Source organism: Kribbella sp. CWNU-51 (assembly GCF_054073265.1).
This window is the reverse complement of sequence record NZ_JBSXMZ010000002.1, coordinates 99,384-116,200: the sequence shown is the minus strand read 5'-3', so window position 1 is coordinate 116,200 and position 16,817 is coordinate 99,384. Positions and strand designations below refer to the sequence as shown.

Here is a 16,817-nt window from a genome sequence, read left to right as displayed (position 1 = left end):
GTGCCGGGGCAGAGGCTGGTTGCGCAGAGAAGTTTAGATCACGTCAGACGCGCCGGAAAATGAGCGCTCGCTTCACTTCCTGGATGGCCTTGGTGACCTCGATGCCGCGGGGGCAGGCGTCCGTGCAGTTGAAGGTGGTCCGGCAGCGCCAGACGCCTTCTTTGTCGTTCAGGATCTCCAGCCGCTGCTCGGTGCCCTCGTCGCGGCTGTCGAAGATGAACCGGTGGGCGCCGACGATCGCCTGCGGGCCGAAGTACTGGCCGTCGGACCAGAACACCGGGCAGGACGTCGTACAGGCGGCGCACAGGATGCACTTGGTGGTGTCGTCGAAGCGGTCCCGGTCGGCCTGCGACTGGATCCGCTCCCGGGTCGGCTCGTGGCCGCTGGTGACCAGGAACGGCATCACCGCGCGGTACGCGTCGAAGAACGGCTCCATGTCGACGACCAGGTCCTTGAGCACCGGCAGGCCCTTGATCGGCTCGACGGTGATCTCCTTGTCCGGGTTCAGGTCCTTGATCAGCGTCTTGCAGGCCAGCCGGTTGCGGCCGTTGATCCGCATCGCGTCCGAGCCGCAGACACCGTGCCCGCAGGACCGCCGGAAGGTGAGCGTGCCGTCCTGCTCCCACTTGATCTTGTGCAGCGCGTCCAGCACCCGGTCGGTCGGCTGCAGGGTGACGGCGTACGTCTTCCACTCGGCCTCGTCGACGACCTCGGGGTTGTAGCGGAGGATCTTGACCTTGACGTCCATCAGTACTTCCGCTCCATCGGCTTGTAACGGGTCTGGATGACCGGTTTGTAGTCGAGCCGGATGTTCTCGTTGCCCTCGGCATCGAGCTCGCGGTACGCCATCGTGTGCCGCATGAAGTTCACGTCGTCGCGGGTCGCGTAGTCCTCCCGGAAGTGACCGCCGCGGGACTCCTTGCGGGCCAGCGCGGACACCACCAGCACCTCGGCCAGGTCGAGCAGGAAGCCGAGCTCGACCGCCTCCAGCAGGTCGGTGTTGAACCGCTTGCCCTTGTCCTGGACGCCGACCTGGGTGAACCGCAGCTTGAGCGCCTCGATGTCGACCAGCGCCTGCTTCAGCGAGCCCTCGGTCCGGTACACCTGGGCGTTCAGGTCCATCGTCGCCTGCAGGTCGGCCCGGATCGCCGCGATCCGCTCGCCCCCGGTGGAGTTGCGCAGTCCCTCGACCAGGTCGACGACGTACGCCGACGGGTCGTCCGGCAGTTCCTCGAAGACCGCGGTGTCGGCGTACTCGGCGGCGGCGATCCCGGCCCGCCGGCCGAACACGTTGATGTCGAGCAGCGAGTTCGTGCCCAGGCGGTTCGCGCCGTGCACGGACACGCAGGCGACCTCCCCCGCGGCGTACAGGCCGGGGATCACGGTGTCGTTGTCGGCCAGCGCCTCGCCCTTGATATTGGTCGGAATGCCGCCCATCGCGTAGTGCGCGGTCGGGAACACCGGGATCTGCTCGGTGTACGGCTCCACGCCCAGGTAGGTCCGCGCGAACTCCGTGATGTCCGGCAGCTTCGCGTCGATGTGCGCCGGCTCCAGGTGGGTCAGGTCGAGCATCACGTACGCGCCGTCCGGACCGCAGCCGCGGCCCTCCCGGACCTCGTTGGCCATCGCGCGGGCGACCATGTCCCGCGGCGCCAGGTCCTTCACGGTCGGGGCGTACCGCTCCATGAACCGCTCGTTGTCCTTGTTCCGCAGGATGCCGCCCTCACCACGCGCGGCCTCGGACAGCAGTACGCCGAGACCCGCCAGGCCGGTCGGGTGGAACTGGAAGAACTCCATGTCCTCCAGCGGCAGGCCCTTGCGCCAGACGATGCCCATCCCGTCGCCGGTCAGCGTGTGCGCGTTGGACGTGGTCCGGAACACCTTGCCGAACCCGCCGGACGCGAAGATGACCGACTTGGCCGAGAACACGTGCAGCTCGCCGGTGGCCAGCTCGTAGGCGACCACGCCGCTCGCCTTGCCGTCGGTCATCAGCAGGTCGAGGACGTAGTACTCGTTGAAGAACTCGACGTTCTGCTTGATGCACTGCTGGTACAGCGTCTGCAGGATCATGTGGCCGGTGCGGTCCGCCGCGAAGCAGGAACGCCGTACGACGGCCTCGCCGTGGTTGCGGGTGTGGCCGCCGAAGAACCGCTGGTCGATCTTGCCCTCGGCGGTCCGGTTGAACGGCAGGCCCATCTTCTCCAGATCGAGGACCGCGTCGACTGCCTCGCGGCACATCACCTCGGCCGCGTCCTGGTCGACCAGGAAGTCACCACCCTTGACCGTGTCGAAGGTGTGCCACTCCCAGTTGTCCTCCTCGACGTTGGCCAGCGCGGCGCACATGCCGCCCTGGGCCGCGCCGGTGTGCGACCGGGTCGGGTAGAGCTTGGTGAGGACGGCGGTCCGGGTGCGCTTGCTGGACTCGAGAGCCGCGCGCATCCCGGCACCACCCGCGCCGACGATGATGACGTCGTACTGGTGCTGTTGCATGACTTCCTTACTTACAGACCGAGAGCGTGCTGTTCGGGTCGAGGCAGGGGTCGAAGGTGAAGATGACCAGGGTGCCGAGGACGATGATCACGAGCGCCGCCGTGATCAGGAGCGCCTTCAGCCAGAACCGGGTCTGGTCCTTCTCCGCGTAGTCGTTGATGATCGTCCGCAGCCCGTTGCTGCCGTGCAGCATCGCCAGCCACAGCATCAGCAGATCCCAGACCTGCCAGAGCGGGTTGGCCCACTTGCCGGCCACGAAGCCGAAGTCCAGCGCGGTGATCCCGCCGCCGAGCATCAGGTTCACGAACAGGTGACCGAGCACCAGGATCACGAGGGCGAGCCCGGACAGCCGCATGAACAGCCAGCTGTACAGCTCGAAGTTGGTCTGGCCGGACCGGTTCCGGCCGCCGCCCTTCAGCGAGCGCGAGCGGGAGCTGGACCGGGGCGCGGCAATGTCGCTCATCTCAGCCTCCGAACACGTGGGTCAGATGCCGGATGACGAACGGCACGAACAGCACCACCCAGATCACCCCGACACCGATCATTAGCTGCCGCTGGTAGCGCGGGCCCTTGGCCCAGAAGTCCACCAGGATGAGCCGGATGCCGTTGAACGCGTGGAACAGGACCGCTGCCACCAGCCCCACCTCGAGGAGGCCGACGATCGGGTTCTTGTAGGTGCCGATGACCTCGTTGTAGGCCTCCGGGGAGACCCGGACCAGCGCGGTGTCCAGCACGTGCACCAGCAGGAAGAAGAAGATCCCCACGCCGGTGATCCGGTGCGCGACCCATGACCACATGCCCTCCCGGCCGCGGTAGAGCGTACCGGCTGGTTTGCTGGGCACCAGATCCTCCTTGTCGAGAACGCCAGATCGTCTCGATGCTAGACCTGCTGCGTGAGGTGAAATGTCCTGACAGATGTGACATCGATCGCGATGCGTGTGAGATCGGTCGCGTCGGTGTCCGACGAAGGGGAGAACACGGTGAGTTTCTGGATCTGTGCGACCTGTGCGGTCGAGCACTCCGAGCAGGTCGAGGTCTGCGCGATCTGCGCCGACGAGCGGCAGTGGGTGCCGGCCGACGGCCAGCACTGGACCACGCTCGAGGAGCTGGCCGAGGCCGGCACCGAGGTCACCATCGAGGAGGTCGAGCCGGACCTGTACGGCGTTCGCTCGAAGCCGCCGGTCGGGATCGGCCAGCAGTCGATGCTGCTGCGGACCGCCGAGGGCAACCTGCTGTGGGACCCGATCGGGTACGTCGACGATGCCGCCGTACGGCGGGTCCGCGAGCTGGGCGACGTGGTCGCGATCATCGCCAGCCACCCGCACATGTACGGCGTTCAGGTCGAGTGGAGCCACCGGCTCGGCGACGTACCGGTGTACGTGTCCGAGGCGGATGCCGAGTGGGTGGCCCGGCAGGACCCGGTGATCCGGACCTGGTCGGGCAAGCTCACCCCGCTGCCCGGCGTGACCGTGATCCAGCCGGGCGGGCACTTCCCGGGCAGCGCGGTGGTGCACTGGGCGAACGGTGCCGAGGGCAAAGGTGTGATCCTGTCCGGCGACACCATCTTCGCCAACCCGGACCGCACCTCGGTCAGCTTCATGCGCAGCTACCCGAACCGCATCCCACTGTCCGGCGCGGTCGTCGACCGGGTCGCGAAGTCACTCGACCCGTTCGCCTACGACCGCCTCTACAACAACTTCGGCTCGACCATCCCCGTCGACGCCAAGGCCGTCGTACGCCGCTCCGCCGACCGCCACGCCGCCTGGGTCCGCGGCGACTACGACCACCTGACCTGATTGGTGCACAAGGACAGGACGTATACGCCCACTGGACCGGCTGGGCACGCTCAGGAGGTGCTGCCGAGGAGCCTGAGTGGGCATATACGTCCTGTCGAGCTGCACACTCAGGCCGCGAGGCGGCCCTCGGCGAGGCGGGTGTGGAGGGCGAGCATGTGGTGGATGCAGGAGTTCCAGTCGTAGAGCTCGGCGCGGCGGCGGGCGGCGGCTCTGCGGCCGGGGAGTTCGGCCAGTTGGAGTACGGCCTCCGCCAGGGCGGCCGGGTTGGCCGGCGCCCAGCGTCCGCAGGTGTCGTCGACGAGTTCGCGCGCGCCGCCCGTGTTCGCGGTGACGACCGGGGTGCCTGCGGCGAGGGCTTCCAGTACGGCCAGTCCGAAGGTCTCGCCCGGGCACACCGACAGGGCGATGTCGGCTTCGGCCAGGTGCGTGGCCAGCGTCCGGCGGCCGTCGACGTACCCGTGGAAGGTGACTGGCGCGGAGCCGGCGATCTCGAGGAGCTCGTCGAGATGCGGGCCGGTGCCGAAGACGTCCATGCGCAGGTTGACGCCCCGGCGGTACAGCTCGGCGGCCGTGGCGACCGCGAGGTGCGGGCTCTTCTCCCGCGACAGCCGTCCGGCGTGGACCAGCTTGAGTACGCCGTCGTCCACCGGCTCGGCGAGTGACGGGTGGAACGTGTCGAGGTCGACCCCGAGCGGGATCCGGACCAGTGGGGTGGTCACCTCGTCGAACTCGGCCGCGGCGTAACGCGAGGTCACCACGACCGCGTCGTACGTCCGGCTGAGGAGTTTGTAGAGCGCGCCGACCCCGGCCGCGACGCCGAGCTGGCGGCCGGTGCGGAGCGAGAGCATCGCATCGAGGCGTTCGTGGCTGAACAGGATCGAGCCGATGTCGTTGCGACGGGCCCAGCGGGCCACCGGCAGGAGCGTCGACTTGTCCGAGATCTCCACGGTGGTCGGCCGGAAGCGTTCGAGGGTCTCGATCACCTTCCAGGGGTCGGTGATCAGGCGGTAACCGCCGCCGACCTTCGGGGCCTTCATCCGGACCACGGTGCCGAACTCGGTCTCGATCACGACGTCCCGTTCGCCCGGGGTGATCACGATCCGCTCGGCGCCGGCCTCGACGTACCCCTGACCGACATGCTCGATCGCGGTCCGCATCCCGCCGGACGTGGGCCCGACGAAATTGGCCAGCTGGGCGATCCGCAACCCAGTCATGCGACCCGCCGGACGGCTGCGGCCTCGCGCAGGACCTCGGCGTAGTGCCGGTCGACCAGATCGTCGACCACCGCCGGCCAGGTCCGGGACTGCACGCGTTCCAGGCCGCTCGCCGCCATCCTGCCGCGGGCCGTCGGGTAGTCGAGCAAGGTTTTGACCGCCTGCCGCAGCGATCCGGGCCGACCCGGCTCGAACAGCAGGCCGTTCTCGCCGGGCTTGATCAGGTCGAGCGGGCCACCCGCGGCCGGGCCGACGGTCGCGACACCGGACGCCTGCGCCTCCTGGATCGTCTGGCAGAACGTCTCGTGTTCCCCGGTGTGTACGAAGACGTCCAGCCCGGCGAAGATCGCGGCCAGGTCGGCGCCCCGGCGCATTCCCAGGAAAGTTGCGTCAGGCAAGGAGTTCTCCAGGGAGGCGCGGTCCGGGCCGTCGCCGACGATGACGATCCGGCAGCCCAGGTCGGTCAGCTCGGCGAGCCGGCGGACCTTCTTCTCGGCGGCCAGCCGGCCGACGTACCCGACGATCGGCTTGCCGTCGGGGGAGATCTCCCGGCGCCAGTTCTCGTCGCGGTGCTTGGGATCGAAGAGGTCCAGATTCACGCCACGGCCCCACAGATGGACCCGGGGTACGCCGCCCTGGACCAGCGCCTCGACCGACGCGGTGGACGGTGCGAGCGTGCGGTCGGCCCGCGAGTGCGTACGCCGTACCCAGCGCCAGATCCCGCGATCCGCGGCAGCGAACCAGGGGTACTGGCGGGCGAAGCCGGCGATGTCGGTCTGGAAGATCGCGACCGTCGGCAGCCCGAGCTTGCGCGCACTGCGCAGCCCGTACGCGCCGATGATGAACGGCGACGCGAGGTGGACGAGGTCCGGCCTGAACTCGGCCATCGCCCGCTCGATCGAGGGATCGGGCAGACCGACCGGGAACTCCTTGTAGCCCGGGGTCCGGAAGCTGCGGGCCCGGATCACGGGCACGTCCGCGTAGCTGCCGGGTCCGGGGCCGGGGGCAATGATCAGCAGTTCGTGCCCGCGGGCACGCAGCCGATCGGCGACGTGGCGAGCCGTGTTCGCCACGCCGTTGATCTGCGGCAGGAAGGTCTCAGCCACCATCACGATGCGCACACCTCGGAGGTTCCCCAGCGCGCATGAACCCTCGGCGACACTCTCGTGACACGGCGTCGATGCCCTGTCGACGGGTCCGGGGCCGGGGGATGGCCGTCAGGTGACCACGGGGCGGTACTTGGTTAGTCCTGTGCGAACTGGAGACGACGGTCACACGGCGTGCTCGATCTCACCAGGCTGTTGCATACCAGTGGTGGTGTGGTTCGGCCTACGGTTGGAGGATGAGTCATCGGAGTGAGTCGGGGTTCGAGATCGCGCCGGTGTACGGACCCGAGGCGCTGGACGGGTTCGCGCCGGACGAGAAGCTGGGCGAGCCGGGGAAGTTCCCGTACACCCGCGGGGTGTACCCGACGATGTACACCCAGCGGCCCTGGACCATGCGCCAGTACGCCGGCTTCGGGACGGCGGCGGAGTCGAACCAGCGGTACCACCAGCTGATCGACCACGGGACCATGGGCCTGTCGGTCGCGTTCGACCTGCCCACCCAGATGGGGTACGACTCCGACGCGCCGATCGCACACGGTGAGGTCGGCAAGGTCGGGGTGGCGATCGACTCGATCGACGACATGCGGGCGCTGTTCGACAAGATCCCGCTGGACCAGGTGTCCACCTCGATGACGATCAACGCGCCCGGCTCGGTGCTGTTGCTGCTGTACCAACTGGTGGCCGAGGAGCAGGGGGTGGCCGGTGACAAGCTCACCGGCACGATCCAGAACGACGTCCTGAAGGAATACATTGCCCGCGGCACCTACATCTACCCGCCGAAGGAGTCGCTGCGGCTGATCAGCGACATCTTCGCCTACTGCCAGGCGGAACTGCCGCGCTGGAACACGATCTCGATCTCCGGCTACCACATGGCCGAGGCCGGGGCGACGCCCGCGCAGGAGATCGCGTTCACGCTCGCCGACGGGATCGAGTACGTCCGGGCCGCGGTCGCGTCCGGGCTGGACGTGGACGAGTTCGCGCCGCGGTTGTCGTTCTTCTTCGTCGCCCGGACCACGCTGCTCGAGGAGGTGGCGAAGTTCCGCGCCGCGCGGCGGATCTGGGCGCGGGTGATGCGGGATTCCTTCGGTGCCAAGAACCCCAAGTCACTGATGCTGCGGTTCCACACCCAGACCGCCGGCGTGCAGTTGACCGCACAGCAGCCCGAGATCAATCTCGTCCGGGTCGCGATCCAGGGGCTGGCCGCCGTACTCGGGGGCACGCAATCCCTGCACACGAACTCGTACGACGAGGCGATCGCGCTGCCGACCGAGAAGGCGGCCCGGCTCGCGCTGCGCACCCAGCAGGTGCTCGCGTACGAGACCGACATCACCGCGACCGTCGACCCCTTCGCCGGTTCGTACGTCGTCGAGTCGCTGACCGACGAGGTCGAGGCGGCCGCGGTCGAGCTGATGGACCAGGTCGAGGAGTACGGCGGTGCCGTCGCCGCGATCGAGAAGGGCTTCCAGAAGCAGGAGATCGAGCGGTCGGCGTACCGCATCGCCCAGGAGATCGACTCGGCCGAGCGGGTCGTCGTCGGCATGAACAAGTTCCGGATCGCCGAGGAGGAGCCGTACGAACCCCTCCGGGTCGACCCCGCCATCGAGGCCCAGCAGGTCGACCGCCTCGCCGCTCTCCGCGCCGACCGCGACCAGTCGGCCGTCGACGAAGCCCTGGCCGCCCTGAAGAAGGCCGCCCAAGGCACCGGCAACTGCCTCTACCCCATGAAACAAGCCCTCAAAGCCCGAGCCACCGTAGGCGAAGTCTGCAACACCCTCCGAGACGTCTGGGGCAGCTACGTCCCCGCCGACACCTTCTAGTCAATCCAGCAGGGCGGCCGAGGTGAGGATCGTCGTGCCGAGGGAGATGGCTTCTTCGGAGGGGTCGAAGCCCGGGGTGTGGAGGTCGGCGGCGGTTTCCTGGGCGGGTGGGCGGACGCCTAGGCGGGCCATGGCGCCGGGGGTGTCTTCCAGGTACCAGGCGAAGTCTTCGCCGCCGAGGGACTGGTCGGTGGGGGCGATCGCGCCGGAGCCGAGGGTCTGGTGGACGGCGTTGTGGAGGACGTCGATCGCGGTGGCGTCGTTAATCACCGGGGGGACGCCGTGGGTGACCTCGGTGTCGACCTCGACGCCGTACGGCGCGACGAGTTGGGCGGCCAGTGTGGGGATCAGCTCGGCGGCGAAGCGCCAGACGTTGGCGTCGAGGCAGCGGAGGGTGCCTTCGGCCTCGCCGCGGGCGGGGATCGCGTTGGCGGCGGAGCCCGAGGTGATGCGGCCCCAGACGAGGGACATGCCGGCGCGGGGGTCGACACGCCGGGAGAGGGCGGCCGGAAGTTCGGTGACCAGGGTCGCGAGCGCGTAGACGAGATCGCCGGTCAGATGTGGGCGGGACGTGTGACCGCCGGGCCCGGTCAGCCGGACCAGGATCCGGTCCGCCGCCGCGGTCAGGGCGCCGACACGCAGGCCGATCTGGCCGACCTGCAGGCGCGGATCGCAGTGCAGCCCATAAATACGGCGGACCCCGTCGAGTCCGCCGGCCGCGATGACGCCGAGTGCTCCGCCCGGCATCACTTCCTCGGCCGGCTGGAAGATCAGCCGCACCCGCCGGTCCAGCTGCCCGTCACGCGCCATCCCCGCCAGCACCAGGCCCGCGCCCAGCAGAGCAGAGGTGTGTACGTCGTGACCGCACGCGTGTGCGACTCCGTCGATCGTCGACCGCCACGGCGCCTCCACCGCGTCCGGCACCGGCAGCGCGTCGATGTCGGCCCGCAGCGCGACACAGCTGTCGCCGGAGCCGATGTCGCAGATGAGTCCGGTCCCGGTCGGCAGCACCCGCGGCGACAGCCCCGCCTCGACCAGCCTTCGCTCGAGGATCTCCGTCGTCCGCACCTCGCGCCAGCCGAGCTCGGGGTGCGCGTGCAAATCGCGCCGTACCTCGACCATCTCCTCGCGCACGGCCTCGACGCGGGCGAGGACGTCGGCGACCAGCAGCTGATGACTCATCCCGCGATTGTTACATCCAGGTACGACGTACTCCGGGAGGTGTCCACGCCGGTCACCGATCGTGACGACCACGGACCGTGAACGCAAGCACGGAGCGTGCGCACCGTGACGTGCGCTCAGCAGGCGGTGACCAGACCGGAGGAGTTGTCGAAATGTGACGAAAGTGCCGGTCACTTTCCGGTATCGAGGCCCTCTTGACGTTCAAAGAAGGTCGGACCGCACCCTATAGTCTGCGGATGCGGCACGTGGGGGAAGGCGTGCCGGGAACAACTCTGGTTGACGAAGGAGACATCCGGTGAAGAAGTACGTGCGGGGTACGGCGATCGTGGGCGTACTGACGCTCGCCGTCGCCGCGTGTGGCAGCAAGCCGACCGAGAGCAGCTCTGGCGGCAGCAGCGCCAACAAGGACTTCAAGGCCTGCATGGTCTCCGACTCGGGTGGCTTCGACGACAAGTCGTTCAACCAGACCTCGTATAAGGGTCTGCAGGACGCCGTCAAGGAGCGCGGCCTGACTGAGGTCAAGGCCGAGTCGAAGTCCGACAACGACTACACGACGAACATGACCGCGATGGTCAACGCCAAGTGCAACGTCATCGTCGCCGTCGGCTTCAAGCTCGAGGACGCCACCGAGGCGGCCGCCAAGGCGAATCCGAACATCAAGTTCGCGATCGTCGACTCGGCACCGAAGGCGCCGATCGCGAACCTGAAGCCGCTGCTGTTCAACACCGCGCAGTCCAGCTTCCAGGCCGGCTACCTGGCCGCCGCGATGACGAAGTCCGGCAAGGTCGGCACGTTCGGCGGTCTGAACATCCCGACCGTGACGATCTTCATGGACGGCTTCGCCGAGGGTGTGCGCTACTACAACCAGCAGAAGGGCAAGAACGTCCAGGTGCTGGGCTGGGACGACGCCAAGCAGAAGGGCCTGTTCACCGGCGACTTCGAGGACAAGGCCAAGGGCCAGAACAACGCGCAGAACCTGATCACCCAGGGCGCCGACGTTCTCTTCCCGGTGGCCGGTCCGTCCGGTCTGGGCGGTCTGCAGGCGGCCAAGGCCAGCAACGGCAAGGTGAACGCGATCTGGGTCGACACCGACGGCTGCGTGAGCGCGGAGGAGTACTGCCCGGTGCTGATGAGCAGCGTCGAGAAGGGCATGGACGTCGCGGTCAAGGACGCGGTCATCTCGGTCGTCGACAACAAGTTCGACAACACCCAGTTCACCGGAACGCTGCAGAACGGCGGTACGGCGATCGCGCCGTTCCACGACTTCGACAGCAAGGTCCCGGCGGACGTGAAGTCCGAGCTGGACCAGATCAAGGCCGACATCATCAGCGGCAAGATCATGATTCAGTCGAAGGTACAGCCCAAGGCGTCCTGAACCACGGCGCATTCGCGTAGTACGGTGCGAGCCAGGAAGGCAACAGACCGACGGTCTGCCTTCCTGGCTCGCGGTTCGAAGAGCCTGGCTCGCGGTTCGAAGAGCCTGGCTCGCCGTCTGAAGGGGAGGCTGCCCGCATGCACCTGGAGCTGTCCGGCCTGACCAAGAGCTTCGGCTCGCTGGTCGCCAACGACCACATCGATCTCGTCATCGAACCGGGCGAGATCCATTGTCTGCTCGGTGAGAACGGTGCCGGCAAGAGCACGCTGATGAACATGCTCTACGGGCTGCTGCAGCCCGACTCGGGCGAGATCGTGATCGACGGCGAGAAGGTCCGGATCACCTCGCCGAGCGATGCGATCAAGCACGGGATCGGCATGGTGCACCAGCACTTCATGCTGGTCCCGGTGTTCACCGTCGCCGAGAACATCATGCTCGGCCGGGAGAACACCCACGCCGGCGGCGTCCTGGACCGGAAGAAGGCGCACGCGCTCGTCACCGAGCTGTCCGACCGGTACGGGTTCGAGGTCGACCCCGAGGCGCTGGTCGAGGACATCCCGGTCGGCGTGCAGCAGCGGGTGGAGATCATCAAGGCGCTCGCCAACGAAGCCAGCGTGCTGATCCTGGACGAACCGACCGCGGTGCTCACTCCGGCCGAGATCGACGAGCTGATCGGCGTGATGCGCCAGCTCAAGGAGAACGGCACGTCGATCGTCTTCATCACCCACAAGCTCAAAGAGGTGAAGGCGATCGCGGACAAGATCACCGTGATCCGCCGCGGCAAGGTGGTCGGCCAGGCCGAGCCGTCCGAGACCGAGGAGCAACTCGCCGAGCTGATGGTCGGCCGCGCGGTCGATCTGGTGGTCGACAAGGCGCCGGCCCAGCCGCAGGAGGTCGTCCTGCGGGTCGAGGGCCTGACCGTGATCGACGAGCGTGGCTTCACCGCGGTCGACGACGTCAGCCTCGAGGTGCGCGCCGGCGAGATCCTCGCCGTGGCCGGCGTCCAGGGCAACGGCCAGACCGAGCTCGCCGAGGCGCTGCTGGGGCTGACCGAGATCGCGGCCGGCAAGATCTCGCTGGACGGGGTGGATCTGACCGGGCGGACGACGAGACAGCGGCTGGACGCCGGGATCGGCTACGTGCCCGAGGACCGCGCGCACGACGGCTTCGTCGGCTCGTTCACGGTCGCCGAGAACCTGGTCCTCGACATGTTCCGCAAGGCGCCGTTCGGCAACGGGCTGGCCCTGCGGACCGACGAGATCGCCAGCAACGCGCAGGCCCGGGTGGAGGAGTTCGACATCCGCACCCAGGGCATCGACCTGCCGGTCTCGTCGCTGTCGGGCGGCAACCAGCAGAAGGTGGTGCTGGCGCGTGAGCTGTCCCGGCCGGTGAAGCTGCTGGTCGCGTCGCAGCCGACCCGTGGGGTGGACGTGGGGTCGATCGAGTTCCTGCACGCCCGGATCGTCAAGGAGCGCGACAACGGCACCGCGGTCCTGATCGTGTCCACCGAGCTGGACGAGATCGCCTCGCTCACCGACCGGGTCGCGGTGATGTACCGCGGCAAGGTGGTCGGCGTCGTACCGGCCGACACCCCGCGCGACGAACTCGGCCTGATGATGGCCGGCGCCTCCAGGTCCGAGGCGCACGACGTAGCGATCGAGAACCCGACCACGTTGGGAACCATCTAGATGAGCACTGACACCACCACCGAGCCGGCCCCGGCGCCGGCACCCGCCACGAAGGAGCGGCTCTCCGGCCTGCCCAACTGGGCGGTCCAGGCGCTGGTCTCGCTGAGCGCGATCGTGCTGGCGCTGATCGTCGGCGCCGTGCTGATCATCATCGGTGACGAGGGCGTGAAGGCGGCCGTCGGGTACTTCGGTGCCGCGCCGATGGACACGGTCACCGCGGCCGCGTCCGCGGTCGGCGAGGCCTACAAGGCCCTCGCCCTCGGCGCGCTGGGTGGGATCACCCCGATCAGCGAATCGTTGACCCAGGCAACACCACTGATCTGCGGCGGCCTGGCGGTCTCGCTGGCGTTCCGCACCGGCCTGTTCAACATCGGTGCCCAGGGCCAGCTGATCATGGGCGCGATCCTCGCCGCGTACGTCGGTTTCGCCTGGCATCTGCCGCCCGTCCTGCACCTCATCGTGGCGATCATCGCCGGTCTCCTCGGCGGCGCGCTCTGGGGCGGTGTCGTCGGCCTGCTGAAAGCCCGGACCGGGGCGCACGAGGTGATCGTGACGATCATGCTCAACTACGTCGCCATCTATCTGCTCGCCTGGCTGCTCACCACCACGGCCTTCCGGCGGCCGGGACGGACCGACCCGATCTCGCCGATCGTCGACCACAACGCGCAGTACCCGCAGTTCGGCGACACCCGGTTGCACGGCGGCTTCATCCTGTCGGTGCTCGCCGCGGTCTTCGTCTGGTGGCTGCTCAACCGGTCCACCATCGGCTTCGAACTGCGGGCCGTGGGCTCGAACCCGGACGCCTCCCGGACCGCGGGGATGTCGGTGGGCCGCGCGTACATCGTCGCGATGGTCGTGGCCGGCGCGCTGGCCGGTCTGGCCGGCACCCAGCAGGTGCTGGGCACCGACCTGCCGCTGACCGACGGCGTCGCGGCGTCGATCGGGTTCGACGCGATCACGGTCGCGCTGCTCGGTCGCGGTACGCCGGTCGGCACCGTGCTGGCGGGTCTGCTCTTCGGCGCGCTGAACGCGGGCGGTCTGCAGATGCAGCTGATCACGCAGACCCCGCTGACCCTGACCACGGTGCTGCAGGCCGTGATCGTGCTGTTCGTCGCGGCTCCGGCGCTGGTGCGCTCGATCTTCCGGTTCCTGCCGAAGGAACGCGGAACAGGTCCCGTCCTCGCGAAAGGCTGGAACGGATGAGCGAGACCACACCCGACGCCGTACCCGCGGCGCCGGCCAAGCCTCAGGTCATCGAGGCGCCGGCCGAACGAACCCGGCGGTTGCGCGTCGGGGGCCTGATGGTGGTGTTCGCGCTGATCGGGCTCGGCCTGGCGATCTTCACCAAGGGCGGCAAGGCGACGTTCCAGCTGACCTCCGGCGACCTGCAGCACAACCTGCTCGGGATTCCCGCGCAGTTCGCCGCGCTGGTGCTCGGCATCCTCGGTGTGATCGCCGCCGGCGCGTACCTGCTGCGCCGCGTCCCGCAGTCGTACTCCGGGTACCTGGCCGCTCTGCTCGGGATCTGCTTCATCGGCTCGTTCCTGTGCTGGGCCGCCGCGGGCAAGACGTTCCCGCTGGCCAACCAGTTCCAGGGCACGCTGAATTTCGCGACCCCGCTGATCCTCGGCGCGCTCAGCGGTGTGCTGTGTGAGCGCTCCGGTGTCATCAACATCGCCATCGAGGGCCAGTTCCTGGTCGGCGCGTTCACGGCCGCGGTGGTCTCGAGTACGACGAACAGCGCCGCGCTGGCGTTGATCGCGGCGGCCGTGACCGGCGTGGTGATGGCCTGGCTGCTCGCGGTGTTCTCGATCAAGTACCTGGTCAACCAGGTCGTGCTCGGCGTCGTCCTGGTGGTGTTCGCGACCGGTATCACCGGCTATCTGTTCGACCAGTTCCTGCAGTCGAACGCGGAGAAGCTGAACACGCCGACCGTGCTGTCCGCGATCAAGATCCCCGGTCTGGGCGACATCCCGTTCATCGGGCCGATCCTGTTCAACCAGACCATACTGGTCTACCTGACCTACCTCGCGGTCGCGGTGGTCACCTTCGTGCTGTTCCAGACCCGATGGGGCCTGCGGGTCCGTGCGGTCGGCGAGCACCCGAAGGCCGCGGACACGGTCGGCATCAAGGTCAAGCGGGTCCGGTACTCCGCGGTCCTCTGGGGCGGCGTGCTGGCCGGGCTCGGCGGTGCCTTCTTCACGGTCGGGTACGCCGGTTCGTTCAGCAAGGAGATGACCGCAGGCAACGGGTTCATCGCGCTGGCCGCGCTGATCATGGGCCGCTGGCACCCGATCGGCGCGATGGTCGCGGCGCTGTTCTTCGGCTTCGCCACGCAGTTGCAGTCCCAGCTGCAGATCATCCAGACCCCGATCCCGGGCGAGCTGCTGCTGATGGCGCCGTACCTCGCGACGATCATCGCGGTCGCCGGCCTCGTCGGCCGCGTCAGAGCCCCGAAGGCGGATGGTGAGCCCTACGTCACCGAATGAGATCGACTGGGAAGCGTTGCGCGCCGTCGCCGTCGAGGTGATGGGCTGCGCCTACGCACCGTACTCCGGGTTCGCGGTAGGGGCCGCGGCGCTGGTCGACGACGGCCGAATCGTTGCCGGGTGCAACGTAGAGAACGCGTCGTACGGGTTGACCCTGTGTGCGGAATGCGGATTGGTGTCCGAGCTGCACCGCTCCGGGGGTGGGCGGCTGGTCGCGTTCAGCTGTGTGGATCGGCACGGTGATCTGCTGACGCCGTGCGGGCGCTGCCGGCAGTTGCTGCACGAGAACGGTGGGCCCGGCCTCCTGCTCGAGACGCCGACCGGACCGCGGCCGCTGCGTGAGTTGTTGCCCGACGCGTTCGGGCCGGACGATCTGGAGAACTGATGAGCTTCGACGCTGTCGACGTGATCCGCACCAAGCGGGACCGGGGCGAGCTGAGCGACGGCCAGATCGACTGGGTGATCGACGCGTACACCCGCGGCGACGTCGCGGACGAGCAGATGTCGGCACTGGCGATGGCGATCCTGCTGAACGGGATGAACCGTCGCGAGATCGCCCGCTGGACCGCGGCGATGATCGCGTCCGGCGAGCGGATGGATTTCGGCAAGCTGTCCCGGCCGACCGCCGACAAGCACTCGACCGGCGGTGTCGGCGACAAGATCACGTTGCCGCTGGCCCCTTTGGTCGCCGCGTGCGGCGTCGCGGTGCCGCAGCTGTCCGGTCGCGGCCTCGGTCACACCGGCGGCACGCTGGACAAGCTCGAGTCGATCCCCGGCTGGCGGGCCGCGCTCTCGAACGACGAGCTGATGCGCCAGCTGGACGAGGTCGGCGCGGTGATCTGCGCGGCCGGGGACGGCCTCGCGCCCGCCGACAAGAAGCTCTACGCGCTCCGGGACGTGACCGGGACGGTCGAGGCGATCCCACTGATCGCCAGCTCGATCATGAGCAAGAAGATCGCCGAGGGTACGGGCGCGTTGGTGCTGGACGTGAAGGTCGGCTCCGGCGCGTTCATGAAGGATCTGGCCGACGCGCGGGAGCTCGCCGAGACCATGGTTGCCCTGGGCACCGACGCTGGCGTGAAGACCGTTGCCTTGCTCACCGACATGTCAGTTCCACTCGGCCTGACCGCCGGGAACGCGCTGGAGGTCCGCGAGTCGGTCGAGGTTCTGGCCGGCGGCGGTCCGGCCGACGTGGTCGAGCTGACCCTGGCCCTGGCCACCGAGATGCTCGCCGCGGCGGGCGTCACCGACGTAGATCCGGCCGAGAAGCTTCGCGACGGTACAGCGATGGACGTCTGGCGCACGATGATCGCGGCCCAGGGCGGCGACCCGTCCGCCGAACTCCCGGTCGCCCCCGAGCAGCACGTCGTACCGGCCCCTGCCTCCGGAGTGCTCTCGAAGCTGGACGCGCTCGCGGTCGGTATCGCGGCCTGGCGCCTCGGCGCCGGCCGGGCTCGTAAGGAGGACCCGGTGTCCGCCGTCGCGGGCGTCGAGTTGCACGCCAAGCCGGGCGACGAGGTACGGGAGGGGCAGCCGTTGCTCACTCTGCACGCGGATGACTCGGCCCGCTTCGAGCGAGCCCTCGACGCGTTGACCGATGCCGTCGAGGTGTCAACGGCGTACGAGCAGGGGCCGTTGGTGATCGAGCGGATCGGCTGAG

General features: G+C 68.5%; 15 protein-coding genes. 8 read left to right on the top strand and 7 right to left on the bottom strand.

All coding sequences use genetic code 11. The annotated features are described in order from the left end of the window. Positions 1-43: 43 nt before the first annotated feature. Genes ACXC9Q_RS00585 through sdhC form a run of 4 tightly spaced genes read right to left on the bottom strand, consistent with a single transcriptional unit; the run spans position 44 to position 3,332 of the window. Positions 44-748 carry a succinate dehydrogenase iron-sulfur subunit gene (locus tag ACXC9Q_RS00585; protein WP_328523854.1) on the bottom strand — a complete coding sequence of 235 codons (705 nt, stop codon included), beginning with the start codon at positions 746-748 and terminating at the stop codon, positions 44-46. Next, positions 748-2,490, bottom strand: a complete 1,743-nt coding sequence (gene sdhA, locus ACXC9Q_RS00580) for a succinate dehydrogenase flavoprotein subunit (protein ID WP_457054476.1) — start codon at positions 2,488-2,490, stop codon at positions 748-750. The genes ACXC9Q_RS00585 and sdhA overlap by 1 nt, the downstream gene beginning before the upstream one ends. A gap of 7 nt (positions 2,491-2,497) precedes the next feature. Then, the gene (locus ACXC9Q_RS00575; RefSeq protein ID WP_457054475.1) at positions 2,498-2,953 is read right to left on the bottom strand and encodes a succinate dehydrogenase hydrophobic membrane anchor subunit; all 456 of its coding nucleotides are present in this window, start codon (positions 2,951-2,953) and stop codon (positions 2,498-2,500) included. Position 2,954: 1 nt separating this feature from the next. After that, positions 2,955-3,332 (bottom strand): succinate dehydrogenase, cytochrome b556 subunit, encoded by a 378-nt coding sequence (sdhC, locus tag ACXC9Q_RS00570; RefSeq protein WP_442914510.1) that lies wholly within the window; start codon positions 3,330-3,332, stop codon positions 2,955-2,957. 138 nt (positions 3,333-3,470) lie between these two features. Between sdhC and ACXC9Q_RS00565 the strand changes: the two genes are divergently transcribed. After that, entirely contained in the window at positions 3,471-4,286 is an 816-nt protein-coding gene (locus tag ACXC9Q_RS00565; protein ID WP_457054474.1) for an MBL fold metallo-hydrolase, read from the top strand. A gap of 107 nt (positions 4,287-4,393) precedes the next feature. On the opposite strand, the gene ACXC9Q_RS00560 is transcribed toward ACXC9Q_RS00565, so the two are convergent. After that, the gene (locus ACXC9Q_RS00560) at positions 4,394-5,500 is read right to left on the bottom strand and encodes a glycosyltransferase (RefSeq protein WP_457054473.1); all 1,107 of its coding nucleotides are present in this window, start codon (positions 5,498-5,500) and stop codon (positions 4,394-4,396) included. Further along, complete coding sequence (locus tag ACXC9Q_RS00555; protein WP_457054472.1) at positions 5,497-6,609, bottom strand: glycosyltransferase family 4 protein; 1,113 nt, start codon at positions 6,607-6,609, stop codon at positions 5,497-5,499. Before ACXC9Q_RS00555 ends, ACXC9Q_RS00560 begins: the two co-directional genes overlap by 4 nt. A gap of 233 nt (positions 6,610-6,842) precedes the next feature. Between ACXC9Q_RS00555 and ACXC9Q_RS00550 the strand changes: the two genes are divergently transcribed. Continuing rightward, on the top strand, positions 6,843-8,423 hold the full coding sequence (locus ACXC9Q_RS00550; protein ID WP_457054471.1) for an acyl-CoA mutase large subunit family protein: 1,581 nt from the start codon (positions 6,843-6,845) through the stop codon (positions 8,421-8,423). Here the strand turns inward: ACXC9Q_RS00550 and ACXC9Q_RS00545 are convergent, their stop codons facing one another. Then, a complete protein-coding gene (locus tag ACXC9Q_RS00545) occupies positions 8,424-9,605 on the bottom strand; it encodes an amidohydrolase (protein WP_457054470.1) in 1,182 nt (393 codons plus the stop codon). Positions 9,606-9,900: 295 nt separating this feature from the next. Between ACXC9Q_RS00545 and ACXC9Q_RS00540 the strand changes: the two genes are divergently transcribed. From ACXC9Q_RS00540 to ACXC9Q_RS00515, 6 genes are all read left to right on the top strand, one after another. Continuing rightward, on the top strand, positions 9,901-10,980 hold the full coding sequence (locus ACXC9Q_RS00540; protein ID WP_457054469.1) for a BMP family lipoprotein: 1,080 nt from the start codon (positions 9,901-9,903) through the stop codon (positions 10,978-10,980). A gap of 137 nt (positions 10,981-11,117) precedes the next feature. Further along, positions 11,118-12,668, top strand: a complete 1,551-nt coding sequence (locus ACXC9Q_RS00535) for an ABC transporter ATP-binding protein (protein ID WP_457054468.1) — start codon at positions 11,118-11,120, stop codon at positions 12,666-12,668. Next, positions 12,669-13,871, top strand: coding sequence for an ABC transporter permease (locus ACXC9Q_RS00530; protein WP_457054467.1), 1,203 nt, complete (start codon positions 12,669-12,671; stop codon positions 13,869-13,871). After that, positions 13,868-15,157 carry an ABC transporter permease gene (locus ACXC9Q_RS00525; RefSeq protein ID WP_457054466.1) on the top strand — a complete coding sequence of 430 codons (1,290 nt, stop codon included), beginning with the start codon at positions 13,868-13,870 and terminating at the stop codon, positions 15,155-15,157. The genes ACXC9Q_RS00530 and ACXC9Q_RS00525 overlap by 4 nt, the downstream gene beginning before the upstream one ends. Continuing rightward, the gene (locus ACXC9Q_RS00520) at positions 15,135-15,542 is read left to right on the top strand and encodes a cytidine deaminase (RefSeq protein WP_457054465.1); all 408 of its coding nucleotides are present in this window, start codon (positions 15,135-15,137) and stop codon (positions 15,540-15,542) included. Before ACXC9Q_RS00525 ends, ACXC9Q_RS00520 begins: the two co-directional genes overlap by 23 nt. Then, positions 15,542-16,816, top strand: coding sequence for a thymidine phosphorylase (locus ACXC9Q_RS00515; RefSeq protein ID WP_457054464.1), 1,275 nt, complete (start codon positions 15,542-15,544; stop codon positions 16,814-16,816). Before ACXC9Q_RS00520 ends, ACXC9Q_RS00515 begins: the two co-directional genes overlap by 1 nt. Position 16,817: the final 1 nt, after the last annotated feature.